General features: G+C 38.8%; 18 protein-coding genes and 1 riboswitch. Of the genes, 14 read left to right on the top strand and 4 right to left on the bottom strand.

The genetic code is table 11. The features are described from left to right. Positions 1–67: 67 nt before the first annotated feature. From IGI64_RS09655 to IGI64_RS09620, 8 genes are all read left to right on the top strand, one after another. Positions 68–769: a GntR family transcriptional regulator gene (locus IGI64_RS09655; protein WP_429940316.1), complete on the top strand. Its 702-nt coding sequence runs from the start codon at positions 68–70 to the stop codon at positions 767–769. Between the two features lie 237 nt (positions 770–1006). Continuing rightward, positions 1007–2350, top strand: coding sequence for a PTS sugar transporter subunit IIC (locus tag IGI64_RS09650; protein WP_429940315.1), 1344 nt, complete (start codon positions 1007–1009; stop codon positions 2348–2350). Between the two features lie 11 nt (positions 2351–2361). Further along, positions 2362–2625 (top strand): hypothetical protein, encoded by a 264-nt coding sequence (locus IGI64_RS09645; protein WP_016623250.1) that lies wholly within the window; start codon positions 2362–2364, stop codon positions 2623–2625. After that, entirely contained in the window at positions 2622–3710 is a 1089-nt protein-coding gene (locus IGI64_RS09640) for a DUF871 domain-containing protein (protein WP_016623251.1), read from the top strand. Before IGI64_RS09645 ends, IGI64_RS09640 begins: the two co-directional genes overlap by 4 nt. A gap of 9 nt (positions 3711–3719) precedes the next feature. Further along, a complete protein-coding gene (locus IGI64_RS09635) occupies positions 3720–4829 on the top strand; it encodes an amidohydrolase/deacetylase family metallohydrolase (RefSeq protein WP_429940314.1) in 1110 nt (369 codons plus the stop codon). Continuing rightward, the gene (locus IGI64_RS09630; protein WP_429940313.1) at positions 4816–5904 is read left to right on the top strand and encodes a DgaE family pyridoxal phosphate-dependent ammonia lyase; all 1089 of its coding nucleotides are present in this window, start codon (positions 4816–4818) and stop codon (positions 5902–5904) included. Before IGI64_RS09635 ends, IGI64_RS09630 begins: the two co-directional genes overlap by 14 nt. Before the next feature lie 11 nt (positions 5905–5915). Further along, a complete protein-coding gene (dagF, locus tag IGI64_RS09625; protein WP_429940312.1) occupies positions 5916–6656 on the top strand; it encodes a 2-dehydro-3-deoxy-phosphogluconate aldolase in 741 nt (246 codons plus the stop codon). Between the two features lie 10 nt (positions 6657–6666). After that, positions 6667–7680, top strand: a complete 1014-nt coding sequence (locus tag IGI64_RS09620; RefSeq protein WP_429940311.1) for a sugar kinase — start codon at positions 6667–6669, stop codon at positions 7678–7680. Positions 7681–7736: 56 nt separating this feature from the next. Here the strand turns inward: IGI64_RS09620 and IGI64_RS09615 are convergent, their stop codons facing one another. Next, positions 7737–8711 carry a helix-turn-helix transcriptional regulator gene (locus tag IGI64_RS09615; protein ID WP_429940310.1) on the bottom strand — a complete coding sequence of 325 codons (975 nt, stop codon included), beginning with the start codon at positions 8709–8711 and terminating at the stop codon, positions 7737–7739. A gap of 110 nt (positions 8712–8821) precedes the next feature. Here IGI64_RS09615 and IGI64_RS09610 point away from each other — a divergent pair, with 110 nt between their 5' ends. Next, positions 8822–9301 (top strand): GyrI-like domain-containing protein, encoded by a 480-nt coding sequence (locus IGI64_RS09610; protein WP_429940309.1) that lies wholly within the window; start codon positions 8822–8824, stop codon positions 9299–9301. Positions 9302–10124: 823 nt separating this feature from the next. Further along, positions 10125–10865, top strand: coding sequence for a deoxynucleoside kinase (locus tag IGI64_RS09605; protein WP_429940308.1), 741 nt, complete (start codon positions 10125–10127; stop codon positions 10863–10865). A gap of 96 nt (positions 10866–10961) precedes the next feature. On the opposite strand, the gene IGI64_RS09600 is transcribed toward IGI64_RS09605, so the two are convergent. Together IGI64_RS09600 and IGI64_RS09595 are read right to left on the bottom strand one after the other, a co-directional pair. Then, entirely contained in the window at positions 10962–11192 is a 231-nt protein-coding gene (locus IGI64_RS09600) for a hypothetical protein (protein WP_429940307.1), read from the bottom strand. A 58-nt stretch (positions 11193–11250) separates the two neighbouring features. Then, positions 11251–11673 carry a hypothetical protein gene (locus tag IGI64_RS09595; protein ID WP_429940306.1) on the bottom strand — a complete coding sequence of 141 codons (423 nt, stop codon included), beginning with the start codon at positions 11671–11673 and terminating at the stop codon, positions 11251–11253. 391 nt (positions 11674–12064) lie between these two features. On the opposite strand from IGI64_RS09595, the gene IGI64_RS09590 reads away from it, so the two are divergent. From IGI64_RS09590 to IGI64_RS09580, 3 genes are all read left to right on the top strand, one after another. Beyond that, the gene (locus IGI64_RS09590; protein WP_429940305.1) at positions 12065–12601 is read left to right on the top strand and encodes a hypothetical protein; all 537 of its coding nucleotides are present in this window, start codon (positions 12065–12067) and stop codon (positions 12599–12601) included. Positions 12602–12789: 188 nt separating this feature from the next. After that, positions 12790–14847, top strand: a complete 2058-nt coding sequence (locus tag IGI64_RS09585; protein ID WP_429940304.1) for an LTA synthase family protein — start codon at positions 12790–12792, stop codon at positions 14845–14847. Between the two features lie 140 nt (positions 14848–14987). Beyond that, entirely contained in the window at positions 14988–15854 is an 867-nt protein-coding gene (locus IGI64_RS09580; protein WP_429940303.1) for a helix-turn-helix domain-containing protein, read from the top strand. 153 nt (positions 15855–16007) lie between these two features. Here IGI64_RS09580 and ndk read toward each other — a convergent pair whose 3' ends face one another. Then, positions 16008–16406: a nucleoside-diphosphate kinase gene (ndk, locus tag IGI64_RS09575; RefSeq protein ID WP_429940302.1), complete on the bottom strand. Its 399-nt coding sequence runs from the start codon at positions 16404–16406 to the stop codon at positions 16008–16010. 173 nt (positions 16407–16579) lie between these two features. Continuing rightward, positions 16580–16751, top strand: a riboswitch (M-box (ykoK) riboswitch). 249 nt (positions 16752–17000) lie between these two features. Here ndk and mgtA point away from each other — a divergent pair. Continuing rightward, on the top strand, positions 17001–19649 hold the full coding sequence (mgtA, locus tag IGI64_RS09570; protein ID WP_429940301.1) for a magnesium-translocating P-type ATPase: 2649 nt from the start codon (positions 17001–17003) through the stop codon (positions 19647–19649). Positions 19650–19734 lie beyond the last annotated feature (85 nt).

Here is a 19734-nt window from a genome sequence, read left to right as displayed (position 1 = left end):
CGCAAGTTTTGCAAAGAAGCCTGGATGATGTTATTCTTTGATTAGAATAATCAGAAAAGGTGAAGCTATGAGAAGAACACGGGTACTGTATTTAGAGGTTGCAGATAAATTAAAAGAAGGTATCTTTTCCGGAAAATATCCAGTAGGTTCAATGCTTCCTACAGAAAATGAGCTAGAGCAGCTTTTTGAAGTCAGCAAGATCACGATCAGAAAAGCAATCGAGCTTTTGGCTGCAGATGAATATGTAGAGAAAAAGAGCGGAAGAGGCACGACTGTTTTAAGCAATCGTCCCTATAACCGGTTAGCAAAAGCAGCAAGTTTTACCCAGATTTTAGAAGATTCACAACTGAAAGTCCGCAAAGAAACGATTGATTTGCGAAGAATCGATCTTCAACCTGAACAGCCGTTATTTACTTATTACGGCAAAGAAGTCTTGCTTTTTGAACGACTGTATTTTCTTGATGAACAACCCTATATCTATTTCAGACATTACCTGCCTGTTCAAATGGAAAAATTCAGCAAAGAAGAATTTGCACAAGAATCTTTGTATCGTCTGATGACTCAAGCAGGATATGCGATCCAGTCTTTTGAAGACGATTTTGCAGCTGTTCATCTGACAGCAGCAGAACAAAAAATCTTACAGACAGACGAAACGATAGGAATCAAGCGTATCAGGAAGTCGATCACAGAAACAAATCAAATCATTGAATATTCAGAAGCTTTATACAATACAAATCTTCATCCTTACAGAATCGATTACGAAGCATGAGTTTCGTCAACAAAAAAGTAAGGATGAACCCTGCCGTCTGCAAAAAAAACAGCACAGATGCTGTTGGATGAATTGCAGGCAGCAGGGATATTTTTTACCAAAAAAGAACCAAAAAATGATAAATAAGTGAGATAAATTGTAAACGTTTCCTGATGCCGTTTACAATTAGGATAGAGTATGTTATTATTCAAATGTAAACATTATAATGTTATGAATTATTATTAGGGGGCAGTAAAGATGGATAAATTTGTAGGGGTTATTGAACAAAAAATCATGCCGATAGCAAATCGGATCGGTACACAAAGACATATGACCGCCATTCGAAAAGGGATCATTGCGACGATGTCATTGACGATCGTCGGTTCATTTTTCACGATTTTGCTGAATATACCAATTGAATCAGTAGCAGCAATTATTGAACCATATCGAGAAATTTTAGATATTCCGTTTCGCTATACTGTAGGGATCTTAGCTTTATACGCAACATTTGGGATCGCTTCTTCATTGGCAAAAAGCTACAAAGTCGATTCGCTGACTGCTGGGATCTTAGCACTGATGTCTTTCTTGATCGTAGCTGCACCACCAATGCGTGTCGCAGAGGATGTAGCAAATGTCATCACAGCTGGTCGTTATATCAATATTGCGAATCTTGGTTCTGGTTCATTATTTGGAGCAATCGTTACAGCAATTATTTCAGTAGAGATTTATCGCTTCTTCCTTGAAAAAGAAATAACTATCAAGATGCCTGACGGTGTACCGCCGGAAGTAACAAATTCTTTTGTCGCATTGATTCCAGGGGCAGTGATCTTGATTTTCTTCTGGATCATCCGTCATATGCTTGGATTTGATTTGAACGGCTTCTTAAGTCAGCTGCTGATGCCTTTGAAAGGTGTGCTTGCAGGAAACAGCTTGTTCGGCGGACTGCTGACAGTATTCTTGATCTGCTTCTTCTGGGTATTAGGTATTCATGGTCCAGCAATCATGGGACCAGTGATTCGTCCATTCTGGGATATTTCAATCGCTGAAAATATCGATGCGTTCAACGCTGGTACGAGTGCGCATCAAATGCCGAATATCTTTACCGAACAATTTCTGCAATGGTTTATCTGGATCGGCGGAGCAGGTACAACTTTAGCATTAGTGACATTGTTCATGTTTTCTAAATCAAAATACTTGAAGAGTCTAGGACGATTATCTATTTTACCGGGTCTGTTCAACATTAATGAACCTGTAATCTTTGGTGCACCAATCGTAATGAATCCTGTTCTTGGTATTCCGTTCATCGTTGCACCGCTGATCACGACGACATTGTCTTATATTTTGACAGTCAGCGGATTGATCCCAATGATGGTGGCTCGATTGCCATTTGCGATGTCTGCGCCAATCGCTGCTTGGATGAGTACCAACTGGAGTGTTGCAGCTGGCGGATTGGTTATTTTCAACTTTTTGATCACACTAGGTATCTACTATCCATTCTTCAAAGTATTTGAAAAACAACAGCTTGAAAGAGAAGCTGCAGAATTAGAAGCTGAAAAAGCGGAAGAAAAAACAATGGGCGGTATTGTACAAGAACAAGAATAGCAGGTGGAAAAATGGAACTTATTGGATGTCTGGTCCTCTTTTTTCTTGGTCATATCTATCTTGAAAAAGAAGGACTTCCGCAAGTACTCGATACAATGAAATTACGATTTGTTTTGATCGCTGCAGTGATTTTCATCGCTGCTTCGATCGTATTGACAAAAGCTTTATTGCCAAATAATTGGCTGGTAATGGGTGCAACGGTTTTTTCAAGCACAGTCATTGCCTATAAATACCGCAAAAAATTCGAAAAAATGGAACGAGGAGGAGAAGTATGAAACGTTTATTAGGGATTTCCCTTTACCCAAACCACAGTGATCTCCAAACTGACAAAGAATATCTGGAACTAGCACATAAACACGGTTTTAGCCGGATTTTTATGAGTATGTTAGAAGTGACAGACGGAAAAGAAGCGGTGAAAAAGAAATTTACAGAGCTGATCACTTATGCTAAATCACTTGGATTTGAAACGATCCTAGATGTCGTGCCGACACTTTTTGATGAATTGGAGATTTCTTATGATGATTTGAGCTTTTTCCATGAATTAGGCGCGGACGGTATTCGTTTGGATGTTGGTTTTGACGGGAACAAGGAAGCTTTTCTGACCTATAATCCTTATCAGTTAGCGATTGAATTGAATATGAGCAATGACGTGGCTTATTTGGATAATATTTTGACCTATCAAGCAAACGAACCGTTTTTATATGGTTGTCATAACTTTTACCCGCAAGAAGGAACAGCACTTCCTTATGACTTTTTCGAATCGTGCAGCAGACGCTTCAAAGAAAAAGGGATTCGCACAGCTGCTTTTATCACTTCCCAAAAAGGATCGATTGGACCATGGGATATTAATGACGGGCTGCCTACTTTGGAAATGCATCGGCACTTGCCTGTTGCGACCGCGGCAAAACACCTTTTCGCAACCAATCTGATTGATGACGTCATTATCGGCAATGCTTACGCAGACGAAAAAGAATTAGAAGCTCTAGGTAAATTAGATCGTTATCAATTGGAATTAGCGATTGAATATGTACCTGAAATCAGCGAGACTGAACGGCAAATCGTAGAAAATGAACAACATTTCCGTCGCGGAGATATCACGCATCAAGTGGTACGCTCTACAGAAGTTCGCAAGAAATATAAAAATCACGAAAATCCTCCTCACGATAATATCTATGAATTTCAAGCAGGAGATGTCGTGATCGGAAATGATCAATTCGGCAAGTACAAAAACGAATTGCAAATCGTATTAGAACCTCATAGTGACACACGAAAAAACAAAGTAGGACAAATCAGCGAAGAAGAGAAAATCCTATTACCATTTCTTAAACCTTGGACCAAATTCAAATTTACAGAAAAATAGGAGGATATCATGTTAGATGTATTGATCAAAAATGCCAGAACAATTGATGGGAAAATATTCGATATTGGTCTCTCAAATGGAAAAATCAAAAAAATCGCTGCTGAAATCAATGAAGAGGCAGAACAAATCCATACGCTGGCAGATTCTCAGTATTTATCTGCTGGATGGATCGATGATCATGTCCATTGTTTTGAGAAAATGGAACTTTATTATGATTATCCAGACAAGATCGGTGTCGAAAAAGGCGTTGCCACTGTTATTGATGCAGGAACGACAGGCGCAGAAAATATCGCTTCTTTTCATGACCAGGTAAAAACAACAAAAACCAATGTCTATGCTCTGCTCAACATCTCTAAATGGGGGATTGTCGCCCAAGATGAATTAGCAGACTTAGATAAAATAAAAGCAGAACTTGTCCGCAGCCGCATCAATGAATTTCCTGAATTCATTGTCGGGATCAAAGCCAGAATGAGCAAAACTGTTATTGGTGAAAATGGGATCACACCGTTAGAATTAGCGAAAGAGATCCAACAGGAAAATGGTCATTTTCCATTGATGGTCCATATTGGTTCTGCGCCGCCCAAACTAGCAGATATCTTATCTTTGATGGAAAAAGGAGATATTTTGACTCATTGTTTCAACGGCAAACCAAACGGGATTTTAGAACAGGAAACTGATACAATCAAAGAAGAAGCCGAAGAAGCTTATAAAAAAGGAATCATTTTTGACATTGGGCACGGAACCGACAGCTTTAATTTTCACGTAGCAGAAATCGCACAAAAAGCTGGGATCAAGGCAGATTCGATCAGTACAGATATCTATATTCGTAATCGTGAAAATGGTCCAGTCTATGATATGGCCACAACGATGGAAAAACTGCATGCAATCGGTTATACCTGGGAAGAAATCTTGCAGAAAGTGACCGAAGTACCAGCTAAAAACTTCCATTTGACTGCTAAAGGCTTGATCAAAGAAGGCTTTGATGCCGATTTTACTATTTTTGAATTTGCAGAAGAGGAAAAGGAACTGATCGATTCAAACGGCAATAAGCGGACGATCAATCAGCAAATCAAACCTGTAACGACGATAATTGGGGGAAAGATCTATGACATTGCATGAGAAACTTGGATTAAAAGAAGTAATCAATGCGTCAGGAAGAATGACGATTTTAGGCGTTTCAAAAGTCTCAGAACAAGTGATGGAAGCACAGCGTTTCGGCGGTACGCACTTTTTCGAGATGGAAGAATTGTTTCGGCAAACAGGCGCTTATTTAGCGGAACTTCTCCATGCAGAAGATGCTCAGATCGTTTCTTCTGCTTCAGCTGGGATTGCCCAAACAATTGCCGGAGTCATTGGTCAAGGAAGTCTTTACCATGTGTATCATCCTTACACTGAAAAAATCGCTAAAAGAGAAATCGTATTGCCAAAAGGTCATAATGTTGATTATGGTACACCAGTGGAAGTAATGGTCCAACAAGGCGGCGGAAAAGTGATAGAAGCCGGCTATGCCAACATGTGTACGCCGGAACATCTGGAAATGATGATTACGGAACAGACCGCGGCAATCTTGTATATCAAGAGCCACCACACCGTCCAAAAAAGCATGCTGACTGTTGCCGAAGCTGCACAGGTCGCAAAAAAATATGATCTTCCATTGATCGTGGATGCAGCCGCCGAAGAAGATTTGTTCAAGTATTTGGAAGCAGGAGCAGACCTTGTTATCTATTCTGGTGCTAAAGCAATCGAAGGGCCAAGTGCAGGCTTAGTGATCGGCAAAAAAGACTTTGTAGAGTGGACGCGTCTGCAAGGCAAAGGAATCGGACGTGCGATGAAGATCGGCAAAGACAATGTTTTAGGTTTTACCCAAGCTGTCACAGATTATTTGCAAAATGGCAGCGAAAGCGGCGAATCAATGAAGCAAAGACTTCAGCCCTTCATTGAAGCACTCAATAAATTGCCGCTAGAAGCAAAAATCGTGCAAGATGGCGCAGGAAGAGACATCTACCGCGCAAGCATCAAAGTAGAAGGAAAAAAATCTGCAAAAGACGTAATCAAAGAACTGAAAGAAAAAGATTCTGCCATCTACACAAGAGAATATCAAGCAAACAACGGTATCATCGAATTTGATATTCGTTCTGTCGATGAGCAGGAAATGCAAAAAATCATTCAAAGACTAAAAGAAATCTTGAAATAGGAGAATCAGCGATGACATTAACCCCAAATTATTTAGCAGACCGTATTTGTTTAAATGTTTTAGCCAACTCAGTAGAAAATGCAAAAGCTTGTTATGAAGCAGCAGAAGGACATGTGATTCTAGGTGTTCTTTCAAAAAATTACAATACAGATGAAGAAGCAATCGAAGACATGAAACGTTATCAAGAGGCAACAGACAATGCACTGTCTGTTGGTTTAGGTGCTGGTGATCCGAATCAAAGTCAAATGGTTTCTCGTTTATCTAAAGTACTTCAACCACAACATGTAAATCAAGTATTCACTGGTGTAGGTGCTTCAAGAGCTCTGTTAGGACAATCAGAAACAGTCGTGAATGGTCTGGTTTCTCCAACAGGCAAACCTGGTTATGTGAATATCGCTACCGGTCCGTTGAGTTCAGCTGCTCCAGAAGCGGTCGTTCCCATCGAAACAGCGATTGCATTACTGAAAGATATGGGTGGCAGTTCGATCAAGTATTTCCCAATGAAAGGTTTGGCTCATCGTGAAGAATATGAAGCGGTAGCAAAAGCTTGTGCCGCACATGATTTTTATTTGGAACCAACTGGCGGGATCGACTTAGACAATTTTGAAGAAATCGTCAAAATCGCATTAGACGCTGGCGTGAAAAAAGTGATTCCGCATGTTTACAGTTCGATCATCGACAAAGAAACTGGGGATACGCGTGTAGAAGATGTGAAGACATTGACAGATATCATGAAAAAACTAGTAAAGTAAGGTGGAAAAAATGAAAATCGGCGCGTTTGGCGAAGTCATGCTGCGATTGACACCGCCTGAACATTTGATGTTAGAACAGACGCACACATTGCGGATGGCTTACACAGGTACAGGAGTCAATTTGGTAGGAAATCTTGCTCATTTTGGTGTCGACAGCTACTTGCTGACGACCCTTCCGAACAACCGTTTAGGCGAAGCAGCTTTAAGTAATTTGAAAAGTCTTGGGATCTGTACCGAATACATTACGAAAAATCATCAGCATATTGGTACTTATTTTGCTGAAATGGGTTATGGTGCTCGTGCGACCCACGTGACTTACCAAAACAGACATAACAGTTCGTTTGGATTATCCCAAAAAACAGAATACGCTGTTCCAGAATTTATCGATGCTGTAGATCTTGTCCATATTTGCGGTATCAGTTTGAGTTTGACAGAAGCAACAGCAGAAACAGCGATTTATCTTGCGAAAAAAGCACATGAACAAGGAAAAACGGTCTGTTTCGATTTTAATTTCCGACCAAGCTTGAACCAAGAAGAAGGTAAAAAAGAGTTGATGAAGCAGCGGTATGAAGAAATTCTCGCCTACAGTTCGATCGTGTTTGGCTCTGTGCGGGATTTGACCGAATTACTGAACTTGGCGCCTGTGGAAGAAATCAACACCGAAGAACAAGAAACAGCATTGATCCGCCGTTTTCTAGAAAAATATGAAATCAGCTGGTTTGCAGGAACAAAAAGAAAAAGCGAGGCAGGCAAAAAGAGTCTAAGCGGTTATCTGATCACAGAAAATGAAAGTATCAGAACACCTGAATATACGTTGGAAATCCTTGATCGAATCGGTGCAGGTGATGCCTATGCCGCTGGAATTTTGCTAGGTTATGCAGAAAAGTGGCCTTTAGAAAAGACAAGCTTGTTTGCAGTCGGAAATGCAATCTTGGCACATACAATCCAAGGAGATGTTCCTTTAACCACTAGAGAGCAAGTGCGTCAAGTATTGGAAGAACCAGAACGAGACTTGATCCGATAAAAAAATACAAAAACTGCAAAAAACGCAAAGTACTTCCCCATACTTTGCGTTTTTATTTAGTCGTCGAGCGCCAAAGAACCCAACAGCCTTGCTGTACGTTCTTTCAGCGCTTCTTTGATTTCAGGTGGTATAGAACGGATCGTGCAATCTGTTCCTAAAAATAAGATCCAATCCGCGATTGCAGCAACCTCCGCCGCATCTTCAAGGGTGATTTTTGCTTTGAGAATACCTTGTGTTTGATACGGATCTAAGTAAGCAATCGTGAACTTGAAAGGATGGTATTTTTTGTACTGTGCAATTGCTTGACGTTTTAGTTCTAAAATCAAGTTGGCACTTTCTTTTTCAGAGGAGGCTTTCTGCTTCTGTTTTTTTACAAAAGACAAAGATATCTGTGAAGCAATCTGGACATCGGTCAATGCATCCACGGAAAGAATCTTTTTTTGCGCGTTCTTTAAATCAAGTGCTTCGATATACCAGCTTCCTTTTTCTAAAAAAAGATGCAGCAGCAAAATCGGCAAAGGTTCGATTTTGTCCCGAAAGCAGAGCGTAAGTACTTGATCCGTCAACAAAGAGCTGATCAACTTTTCTAAAATCGGATGTGGAAGGTCTGATAAATCAAGCAAGTCAGGATTATTGGGATGCGTCCCTTCAAAAAGCAGTATTTTATTCAGCAAAACAAGGTCGTCTTGTTGTGGACCAGAAAGAAGTCCTAGTAATTTTTCTGTCAAAGACTGCCGGCTTTTCAAATAAGGAAGCTGCTGGTTTCGCGTAGCCATGAAGGCAATAAACAAAGCCTTGACTTCATTATCGGAAAAACGAATCGATGGGAGTAAAGAATTCTGCATGACGAAATAACCGCCGTCTCTGCCAACTTGAGCAATTAGAGGGAGGCCAAGCGATTCGATTTCTTTGATGTCTCTGATAGCCGTCGAGCGGGAGACTTGAAATTCCTGCATCAATTCAGCTATGGTAAAGGAAGCACGATTGTTGATATAGCGCATCATGAGATTGATTCGTTCCGTTTTTTTCATAATTCTCCTAAACAGTTTCATTTTTTGACACTATTAAGGACTATTATAACTGCAGAAAGCAAATCTTAAAAGTTTTGCCAATGGAAAATCCAAAGAAAGAAGGAAAAAATATGTCAAACTATGAATTAGTCGAAAAAGAAAGCTTTACAGTATTTGGGATCGGAGTGGAGTTAAAAAGCGATGCATACGATTTTGCAGGAATCAATCAAGAAAAAACAGATTTCTATAACAAAGTAAAACAAAACGGCGAATTAGAAGAATTAAGAAAAATAGCTGAAACGGCTTCCCTTTTAACAGTCAATGAAGCGGTAAACAACAAAATGATGTACTATGTAGGTGTTTTTTCTGACCAAGAACTTTCAAAAGAAAATGGGCGTCAAATCCAATTTCCGCAAGGGATGTATGTCGTTGTAAAAGGTGAAGGCCAAACTGCGGAAGAATTAAACCAAACATTGACAGGAGCAGGTTTTGGTCAAGTGCTGCCGGCTTTGGAAGGGTATGCGTATGTTGGCGGACCAAATGCAATCGTGGAAGAAGAAAAAGCAGGTTCATTTACAGGAGAACTGTGGATTCCAGTGGTAAAACAGTAATCGATTTAGGAAAAAGTCAAGAGAACTAGAAGAAATGGTCGGAGAAAAGAGGGCTTAATGTTCTTTTACAGATTTTTGGTGCAAAAACAGAACAGATTTTCGTATTTTTCTGCTTTTTCTTGACGTCAGGGGCAAGATTTCAGTATGATAGTTGTCAGATAGAGGTAGTAAAAAGGCTTCTCTTCAAGCAGTAGCAGCTGCTTGAAGAGAAGGAAACAGATGCTGACCGATCAACTTGCCATAGTCGATAAGCAGTGCCGTTTGGAACTATTTTAACGAAAGAAAAGCGAAAAATCCAGTCGTTGGATAAATACCGCAGCTGCGTTTACTTTTAGATTTCAGCGAAACCGATAAGAAAAAGCAGACTTCGTTATTGGCGGACGCAAATCTGAGTGTATTTTTTCTGTTATGTTTCATTGAAATTTAAAGACAGCTCTTTTCCACAGCAACATTTTACCTGCTTCTATCTTTTGAGCGAGCGTGTTCGTTTCTGCAAAAACAGCTTTTACAGCTGTTTTTGTTTTTTTATTTAAAAATAACAATATCACTTTTATTTTCGTTAGCTCCATATACATAAGTAAGGATTTAAAAAAACACTATATATTGTGTTTTGATTTCTTCATACCATTAATAAAACACAAAATCTAGTCTTTTTTTTAAGAAAATTAGGAGTAGAATGAGAATAGATTTTTAGTCATTGGGATCCAATAATTGAATGGGCTTGATAAGCAGATCCCAAAATAAAAAAGATATCGAATAGGTATTCGTCGACAAAGCGTCAATGTTTCACTATAGGTGGTATTTATAATAAAGGAAGGATTGTATGTCAGTGATTTTAATTTCAGGAACAATAGGTGCGGGAAAAAGTAGTTTGACAGATATGCTTGCTAACGAGATCAACTCTCGTCCGTTTTATGAGAATGTGGAGGATAATGAGGTATTGCCTTTATTTTATTCGAATCCTGAACAATATGCGTTTTTACTGCAGATTTTCTTTTTGAACAAGCGATTCTTAGCAATGAAAAATGCGTTGATCAACGATGACAACGTATTGGATCGTTCAATCTATGAAGACAGTCTTTTGTTTCATCTAAACGCAGATCTTGGACGAGTAAGCGAGATGGAAGTGAAGCAATACGATCATTTACTCGACACGATGCTTCATGAATTAGATGATGTAGCACCGAAAAAAAGACCGGATTTGATGGTCCATATCAAAGTTTCTCTTCCTACGATGTTGGAACGTATCAAAAAAAGAGGGCGTGATTATGAACAGTTGGAAAGCGATCAAACGCTTTATGACTATTATGCTTCATTAAATGAGCGATATAATCGCTGGTACGATGAATTTGATGTTTGTCCAAAAATCCAAATCGACGGCGACCGTTATGATTTTGTAGAAAATCCAGAACATGCCGGAGAAGTGATCGAACAAATCAAAGCAAAATTGGCAGAAATGGACGTAGCAGACCAAACACATCTAAGCTACTATACAGAGAACCAGCCAGCAAAAGGTCAAATTTTAGGAACGTTGACAGAAAAGACATCAGAAGTCTCTGAATAGTCCTTTTTTGTAATATATGCTTTTAGGAAAAGTTGTAAAAAAATTTAATAAATAACAAAACCCCAAAAACGCAGCTGCGTTTTTGGGGTTTGCTGTTTATGATAATTGTTGTGAAAAATGCATCATTGCTTGTGTAACAGTCTCAAGACTTTCTGGTTTGATCAAAGGCAGAAGCTTCTCATTTAATTCCGCGAATTCTGCGCTGGTCATTTTTTTCTGCTGCTGCTCTGCAAAACTGTTCATCAATAATTGTTTTGCTTCTTCTTTTTGATCATCTTTTGCATTTGCTAAAAAGAATGCTAAAAATTTTTCTTGCCCTTCATTCATAAAAATACCCTCATTCATATACTTGTTTTTTTCTGTTTGAATACTTCTCGAAAACGAATCAGAGACTATAGATATTACCGCTCTCGTCCTTGATTCGAAAGTTTCCGACTTTCGTAAAAATGATTTCGACAGTTTTTCCGTTTTCTTTTCCGGTGACAATGTACTGATCTTCTTTTGTGGTGATCGTCACATCTTCTAGCAAAGTTGTCGCTTGTTCACTGGAAGAAGAATCAGTGCTGTTTTTGTTATAAGAACGTGTCCATTCCATTTTGTTGTCTTTGAACGAGATTTGACCACTCACCAGATCCATATCTTCGCGAACTTTTAACGTATAGACGCTGTTAGTGATATCTGTTTCTTCTGCTGCGAGTGTAGAAGATTCCGTTGTCTCATCAGTTGACTGGCCAGAACCAAAGATCGTACAGCCTGAAAATATAAAAACGCTCAGAGCTAAAGCAGATATCATTGCTAATTTCTTCAAAATCCTGCCTCCGTTTAATAGGATACAAGGATTATACCACTCTAAAAGCAAACACGAAACTCATCCGTGAAAAATGAAACCGTTTTGATAAATAAAAAACGAGAATGTAACAATCGTAAGCGCTTGCTCATCTGTTTTTTCTTAGTTTTGAGATCAAAAATCTAATAGCGTTCTGTTTAGTGAGAGCGTTCTTTTGTTTCACAACTATTTTTTAAGGTAAAAAAGTTATTTTTGAGAAAATGAGCCTATATCCTGTATTACTAAAGGCGCTCTTTACGTTATTTTATTTAACAGAAAAATTATTTCTGCTTTTTTGCGCTTTTTTGCTTCGTCAAAACCAAATTAAGTATATAATAGAACAGGCGAATTTAATTTGGGAGTGAAAGAAGGTATGAGGAAAAAAAGACCCTTTCTGCTTTTCTGGCTGGCAGGCTTTTTTGTTTTTCTGCTGCTTTCAGCGGCTATCACTGGAAAAACTAACGCAGATATCAAACAGACAACTCCAGAAACGACGATCGCAAGCAAAAAGTCGTTAGATCAATTCAAAGGTGAATTTTCGACGTATTGGTGGGAAGATTATACGTTTAAAGAAAATTATGACAAAGGTGAATTAGAGATATACCTGCCTAAAGGAAAAGAAAAGAATCAATTTACGAATATCAATGATGTGTTAAGTGCGATTTCTTTGCGGCAATATCAGTTCAAAGACAAATCGTTACTTGTGCTTTTGCATGCAAGCGATGGTGAAAAATTAGCACGCATGAAAAACGGCAAAGTAATCAAAAGCTATTCAGACAAAGTTGATGAAGAAACAGTAGCAAATCGGCTGAAAGAATGGAAAAAAGCAAACACGCAGCAGCCGACCCAAACAACCAATACTGCAGAAGAAAGTACCACAGAGACAACGATGCAGGAGCCTGCGCAATAAAGCCAGACTCGATAACAGAAATAAACTGCTGACACCGAGGTAACCGCCTAGTTTGAAAAGGGGATATCTCTGCAGCAGTTTTTTTGTTTTTTAACAAAAAGTAAAATTTTCTGCCTCTAATGATTTTTTTCACGATTTTTCATTTTTAAGGTGTAAAGTAAGTCCAAACTCAGAAAGAAGGGATGTTTGTGGCGCAGCTAAAAAAATTGTGTCAGAATCGTTTGAATATCGTTCTGCTAGTAAGCTTCTTTTTTTGGTTAAAAACAATGTTTGCTTACTATACAGATTTTTCGCTAGGAGTAGAAGGCGGGATCCAACATTTTATTTTATGGTTCAATCCTTTAGCGACGACTTTGCTGTTATTCGGCTTAGTGCTCTATGTCAAAAAAGAAAGGACAGCACTGATCTGGCTTTTGATTTTAGACATCATAAATACAGTGATCTTATACCTGAATATTATTTTTTATCGAGAATTTACCGACTTCATCACCATCAAATCAGTACTCGGTTTTTCTAAAGTTTCGCAAGGATTATCTGGAAGTTCGTTTGCTTTGATGGATTTCCACGACATTATTTATTGGCTAGATATTCTGGTCTATATTGGTGTGCTTATTTGGATGTGGCGAAAGAAAGTAAGTTTGACCAATAAACCATTTAAGAAACCAATGGCCTTCGCGATCACTTGTCTTTCATTCTTGATTTTTTCAGCCAATCTAGCAATGAGCGAAGCCAATCGTCCGCAATTGCTGCAACGTACATTTGACCGTTCTTATATCGTCAAATATCTTGGAATCGATGCGTATACTGTTTATGACGGGATCAAAACAGGTATGACCAGCAGCGTACGCGCACATGCCAGCAGCAACGGAATCGATGATGTACTGAAATATACAAAAGAACATTACGCAGAACCTGATCCAGATATGTATGGTCTTGCCAAAGGAAAAAATATCATTGTCCTTCATTTGGAAAGCTTCCAGCAATTTTTGATCAATATGAAAGTAGATGGACAAGAAGTTACACCATTCTTGAATAGTATTTTTTCAAATCAGTCAACAATCAGTTTCGACAACTTTTTCCATGAAGTAGGGCAAGGGAAAACAAGTGATGCCGAAAACATGTTAGAAACAGGCACATTTGGTTTGCCGCAAGGGTCATTATTTACTGAACTTGGATCAGATAATGTGTTCCAAGGCGCGCCAGCGATCCTTAATCAAACAAACGGTTATACCAGTGCTGTTTTCCATGGAAATGTCGCAAGTTTCTGGAATCGCGACCATGTATACAAAAATCTAGGGTATGAAAATTTCTTTGACCGTTCATACTTCGAAGATTCAGATGAGACATTAGGATACGGGATTTTGGACAAAGATTTGTTCAAAGAATCAGCAAGTTATCTTGAACATCTTCAACAACCTTTCTATGCTAAATTTTTATCTGTAACAAATCACACACCGTATTATACGGATGACAAGAATTTTGATTTTCCTTCTTTGGATACGGGGAACAGTACAGTGGACAATTATGTTCGTACGGCACATTATCTTGACCAATCCTTAGAGCAATTCTTTACGTATTTAAAGAATTCTGGTATTTATCAAAACTCTATGTTTGTTATTTATGGTGATCATTTTGGTATTTCTAATACAGATAATAAAGATTTGGCTGAAGCACTAGGAAAAGATCCTGAAACATGGGATTCTTTTGATAATGCGCAAATGCAGCGTGTTCCATTGATGATCCATATTCCTGGTTACACTGGCGGAAGAGTGGACCATACGTATGGCGGGGAAATCGATGTACTGCCTACCTTGCTTCATTTAGCGGGTGTGGACGACAAAGAATATGTTCATTTTGGGACAGATTTACTCTCAAAAGAGCATGATCAAGTCGTCGCTTTTAGAAATGGCAACTTTGTCACACCGAACTACACGGAATTAGGCGGAAAAACCTACGACAATAAGACAGGTGAAATCGTTGATCCGGAGAAACTCGGTATCAAAGACGAAATCGACAAAGACCAGGAAAAAGTGAAAACAGCACTCAGCCTATCGGATAAATTGAATCAGGAAAATCTGCTTCGCTTCTATGTTCCAAATGGCTTTGAAACCATTGATCCAAAGAAATATGATTATCAAAATGAAGCAGAAAAAAATCAAGCAATCGAAAAAGAAAAAGGCAGCAAATCAACGAGTGTCTATTCTCAAAACGGGAATCAATCAACAGTCGGTTTGTATCCGAAATAAGCACAGGATTTTCGATCAAACTCACTTCTTAAAAAAAGAAGTGAGTTTTTTCGTTTTTAGAAAATAGTTTGATTATTTCTGCGTATCTAATTATGAATCAGAAATCTATATCTAAATTTATCAAGGAGGATTCACCAATTATGCATGACGGAGAATTGATCAAACAACTTCGAACCAGCCGGAAAGTCACGCAAACGCAGCTGTCTCAAGGAATCTGTTCGAAAACATCACTAGTCGGAATGGAGAATAATTCAGTCAAGAAAATCTCATTTTTGACACTGAAAGCTTTTTTAGACCGCTTGAATATCTCTCTAGCAGAATATGAGTGGCTTAGGAATACGATCGAAGCACCGAAAAAAACGAAACACAGCCGACGTGTTCTGAATAAAGTCCAAGAAGAGAATTTCGATCCCTACAAAGAAGTGGCGAACAATCGAAAGAAATTCAAGAAATCCGCAGATATCTATTACCTTGTTTTGAATATCCAAATGTTCTTGAAAACAGAGAAGCAGCGTTTTTCAGAATTTCAAATGGATTTCATGCGCTATGAATGCAAAAAGATCGAAGAGTATTTCGCACACATTCAAGAAATGGGACAGTTCGAATTAGATATTTTGGCAGAGTATCCATTTTTATTCAGCGATGCCTTCATTGAAAGCAACTATACGAGAATCAAAAAAAGAATGCGGCAATTTGCAAGTTTCCACAACCATGAGAAGATCTTATATCGTTTTTTGACCAATCTTACCTTGACCTACATTGAGAGCAATCGGCTGAAAAAGGCACGTTCAATCAATGATGATCTGCAAAAAAGCTTATCGCAGCAAGAAAAAGATGCAGTGATTTATGAATGGCTGATGTCGGAATATTACAAAAAAATGATCATGACACGATTAGGAGAAGTTATTTCAACGGAAGAAGCAAGTCTGTTTTTTTGTACAATCGAATATCTGATGGGTGCAGAAAAACGAAAGCTGTTAGAAGAGAACTTGATTAAAGCAGAATAAAGAGCAGCGGCGTTTATTGATAAGGAAAAACGAAAAACTGCTTCGAAGACATAGATCCAAAGTTTGGCAGAATGGGAGATTCAGCCTTTTTGAACGTATCTCTTGAAGCAGTTTATTTGGTTGATTGTACTTTATGATTTTTTTTAGATGATCTCAGCCGAAAAAGCGTTGGATCTCTTTTTCAGCAGCATCTCGAGAATCGGATGCGTGGATGATATTTTCAGTTCCAGGTTTTGCATAGTCGCCGCGAATCGTTCCGGGGGCGGCATCCGCTGCTTTTGTGGCACCGACCATTTTTCTGACCAGATCGATCACTTCTTCGCCTTCGAGGACGATATATACGACAGGACCAGAAGTCATGTAGCTGATCAATTCCGGGAAAAAGCTTCGATTGACTAAATGGTGATAATGTTCCATCGCTAATTCGCGGGACATTGTTTCTTGTCTCATTTCGACGATCGAAAATCCTTTTTCTTCAAAACGCTGGATGATTTTTCCTGCTAGTCGTCGGCGAAGGCCGTCTGGTTTGATGATGACGAGTGTTCTTTCCATATCGTTCACTCCTTTTTCCTTATTGATTTTATTATAGACACAAAAAATCATTCCGACAAATTTTAGCCGTTGCTGCAATTGCGAAGAATTTATCTTTTTTAGTCAAAATAACAATTTTTTTTAAATGTATTTGACTTTTTGGGAAATGGTTGTTATATTAGCTAAGGAAATTTGAATAGATTTGTTAGGTGAGGCTCCTATACAAACACAGGCTGCTGCCCAAAAATGTCGAGAGACGCCAATGGGTAGAACAGGAATTGTCGAATACAAGGCTTTTCATAAGGCAGCTAAAAGCAAATGCTTTTTACGTTGTATAGTGCCAAAACTCAACGACTAGATCAAGAGAGCTTTTTTTGTGCGCTTTTTTAACCTTTCGCTGAGTTTTTGGCGAAAGGTTTTTTGTTTGCCTGCAAATGATTCAGTTCCTGACTGACCCCAAAAAAGAGTAAAGGAGATGAAAACAAATGGACGACAGTCATCCCGATCAGAAGGACTTATTGAAAAAACAAACAAGCGGCTATTGTTTATTTGTTTTCAGCTTGTTTACCGAATTTCCTTAAGTCCTTAGTTTGAAACAGAAAGAAGGACAGAAAAATGGAAAAAAAGAAAAATACACAAACAATCTACACAGCTTTTGCTAAGCAAACAGAAAAAGAACTATTTCAACATTTCAATACATCAGGAAATGGTATTGAAACAGTACAAGCAGAAGAACAACGGGAAAAATTTGGCGATAATTCAATTGCGTATGGCAAAAAAACACCATTATTTTTGGAAATCATCAAAGCATATATCACACCTTTTACATTGGTGCTGATTACTTTAGGAATTATTTCATTCATCACTGAATATGTCTTGGCAGCGCCCGGCGAAAAAGATCTTTTCGGTGTATTGATCATTTTTGCAATGGTTATTATCAGCGGGACGATGAGCTTGATCCAATCCGTACGCTCCAATCAAGCAGCTGAAAAATTGAAGACATTGGTGAAAGTAACAGCAGCAGTCAAAAGAGACGGACGATATGAAGAAATACCAATGGAAGAAATCGTCTGCGGTGATATCGTACGTTTGTCAGCGGGAGACATGATCCCTGCTGATATGCGTCTGTTATCATCAAAAGATTTGTTTATTTCTCAAGCCGCTTTGACGGGTGAAAGCTATCCGGTAGAAAAGAAAGCTGGACCTTGCGAAGCTGCCGACCAAAGTGAAACAAGTTACGAAAATCTAGTATTCATGGGCAGCAATGTTATCAGCGGAAGCGCAGAAGGAATCATTGTTTCAGTCGGAAAAAACACATTGTTTGGACATGTTGCACAAACATTGACGGAAAAACCAATCAAATCTAGTTTTGAATTAGGAATCCATAAAACTTCTCTATTATTGATCCGCTTTATGGCATTGATGGCTCCGACTATTATTGTATTGAACGGTTTTACGAAAGGTGACTGGCTTCAAGCCGTACTGTTTGGATTATCAGTTGCTGTTGGTTTGACACCAGAAATGCTGCCAATGATCGTTACGACGAATTTAGTCAAAGGCGCAAACGTTATGGCTAAAAAAGGAACAATCATCAAAAATCTAAACGCCATCCAAAATTTTGGCGCCATCGATGTGTTGTGTACAGATAAAACAGGAACATTGACTCAAGATAAAATCATTTTGGAATATCACATGAATTGTGCAGGGGCAGAAGACGACCGTGTTTTACGTCATGCTTACTTGAACAGCTATTATCAAACCGGTCTGAAAAATCTTTTGGACGTAGCGATTATTGAAGAGTCAGAAGAAACGCTCGACACTGAAAATATCAACTATCGCAAAGTTGATGAGATCCCTTTTGACTTTGAACGCCGCCGCATGAGTGTCGTTGTCGAAGATGCTGCTGGAAAAACACAAATGATCACCAAAGGAGCAATCGAAGAAATGCTTAGCATCTCTAGCTTCCTTGATGTAGACGGAGTCGCTGTTCCTTTGACAAAAGAACTTGAACAGCAAGTATTGGAAAAAGTCAAAGATTTGAATGAAGACGGGTTGCGCGTCATTGGTGTCGCACAAAAAACAAACCCAAGCGTAGTCGGAGAATTCTCTGTCAAAGATGAATCTGACATGGTGTTGATTGGTTATCTTGCGTTCCTTGACCCACCAAAAGAAACAACAAAACAAGCGCTGCAAGCTTTGAGAGATCATGGTGTAGCTGTCAAAGTATTGACGGGAGACAATGAACTAGTGACTCGCTCTGTTTGCCGCCAAGTAGGACTAGAGATCAAAGAGTTGATCACAGGTGAAAGAATTGCCCAAATGGATGATGAAGAATTAGCCAAAACAGCAGAAGAAAATGACGTTTTTGTTAAATTGAACCCACAGCAAAAAGCTCGCTTGACAGTAGCTTTGCGGGGAAATGGACATACAGTAGGATTTCTAGGTGATGGCATCAACGACGCACCAGCAATGAAAGTGGCAGATATCGGAATTTCTGTAGATACTGCAGTGGATATCGCAAAAGAATCTGCGGACGTCATTTTACTAGAAAAAGACTTGATGGTATTGGAACGAGGTATCTTATCTGGTCGTGAGATTTTCGGAAATATCATGAAGTATATCAAAGCTACTGCAAGTTCAAACTTCGGAAATATGTTTTCAGTATTGATTGCTAGTGCATTCTTGCCATTTTTACCAATGCTGCCGGTACAACTTTTATTCTTGAATCTGATTTATGATGTTTCATGTGTTTCATTGCCATGGGATCATATGGATAAAGAATATTTGGCAAAACCAAAAAAATGGGAAGCTTCAACGATTGGTAAATTTATGGTCTACTTTGGACCAACAAGTTCAGTTTTTGATATTACGACTTATTTATTGATGTATTTTGTTATCTGTCCAGCAATTGCCGGAGGAAGTTTCCATACATTGGCTCCAGCACAACAAGCATTATTTATTGCTGTTTTCCATGCTGGCTGGTTTGTTGAATCATTGTGGACACAAACATTAGTGCTTCATACATTGAGAACACCAAAAATCCCATTTGTGCAAAGTACAGCATCTTTTGCAATGACGATCATCACTGGTTTGGGAATCTTGGTCGGTTCGCTCTTGCCATTTACAACTTTCGGTGCGCATCTAGGATTGACACACTTGCCAGGAAGCTATTGGCTATGGTTGATCGTAACGATTTTAGGGTATTTGATGCTCGTAACAGTTATCAAAAAAATCTATATTCGAAAATTTGGCGAACTTCTGTAAAAAGAACTTTTTGCGAACATCCTGTTATTTCTTTGCCAAGCATGATAGAATAGACCCATTGTTTTTAGATTCGAAAGGAAAGATA

It is taken from the genome of Enterococcus sp. DIV0210g (genome assembly GCF_050559705.1).
GTDB classification, from domain to species: Bacteria; Bacillota; Bacilli; order Lactobacillales; family Enterococcaceae; genus Enterococcus_B; species Enterococcus_B faecalis_A.
The sequence above is the reverse complement of the archived record's forward strand: the minus strand, read 5'-3'. Positions and strand labels throughout refer to the sequence as shown.

What these genes read in the sequence shown, in the direction of transcription:
- IGI64_RS09655 (WP_429940316.1), top strand. Translation starts at nt 68, where the DNA reads ATGAGAAGAACACGGGTACTGTATTTAGAGGTTGCAGATAAATTAAAA.
- IGI64_RS09650 (WP_429940315.1), top strand. Translation starts at nt 1,007, where the DNA reads ATGGATAAATTTGTAGGGGTTATTGAACAAAAAATCATGCCGATAGCA.
- IGI64_RS09645 (WP_016623250.1), top strand. Translation starts at nt 2,362, where the DNA reads ATGGAACTTATTGGATGTCTGGTCCTCTTTTTTCTTGGTCATATCTAT.
- IGI64_RS09640 (WP_016623251.1), top strand. Translation starts at nt 2,622, where the DNA reads ATGAAACGTTTATTAGGGATTTCCCTTTACCCAAACCACAGTGATCTC.
- IGI64_RS09635 (WP_429940314.1), top strand. Translation starts at nt 3,720, where the DNA reads ATGTTAGATGTATTGATCAAAAATGCCAGAACAATTGATGGGAAAATA.
- IGI64_RS09630 (WP_429940313.1), top strand. Translation starts at nt 4,816, where the DNA reads ATGACATTGCATGAGAAACTTGGATTAAAAGAAGTAATCAATGCGTCA.
- dagF (WP_429940312.1), top strand. Translation starts at nt 5,916, where the DNA reads ATGACATTAACCCCAAATTATTTAGCAGACCGTATTTGTTTAAATGTT.
- IGI64_RS09620 (WP_429940311.1), top strand. Translation starts at nt 6,667, where the DNA reads ATGAAAATCGGCGCGTTTGGCGAAGTCATGCTGCGATTGACACCGCCT.
- IGI64_RS09615 (WP_429940310.1), bottom strand. Translation starts at nt 8,711, where the DNA reads ATGAAAAAAACGGAACGAATCAATCTCATGATGCGCTATATCAACAAT.
- IGI64_RS09610 (WP_429940309.1), top strand. Translation starts at nt 8,822, where the DNA reads ATGTCAAACTATGAATTAGTCGAAAAAGAAAGCTTTACAGTATTTGGG.
- IGI64_RS09605 (WP_429940308.1), top strand. Translation starts at nt 10,125, where the DNA reads ATGTCAGTGATTTTAATTTCAGGAACAATAGGTGCGGGAAAAAGTAGT.
- IGI64_RS09600 (WP_429940307.1), bottom strand. Translation starts at nt 11,192, where the DNA reads ATGAATGAAGGGCAAGAAAAATTTTTAGCATTCTTTTTAGCAAATGCA.
- IGI64_RS09590 (WP_429940305.1), top strand. Translation starts at nt 12,065, where the DNA reads ATGAGGAAAAAAAGACCCTTTCTGCTTTTCTGGCTGGCAGGCTTTTTT.
- IGI64_RS09580 (WP_429940303.1), top strand. Translation starts at nt 14,988, where the DNA reads ATGCATGACGGAGAATTGATCAAACAACTTCGAACCAGCCGGAAAGTC.
- ndk (WP_429940302.1), bottom strand. Translation starts at nt 16,406, where the DNA reads ATGGAAAGAACACTCGTCATCATCAAACCAGACGGCCTTCGCCGACGA.
- mgtA (WP_429940301.1), top strand. Translation starts at nt 17,001, where the DNA reads ATGGAAAAAAAGAAAAATACACAAACAATCTACACAGCTTTTGCTAAG.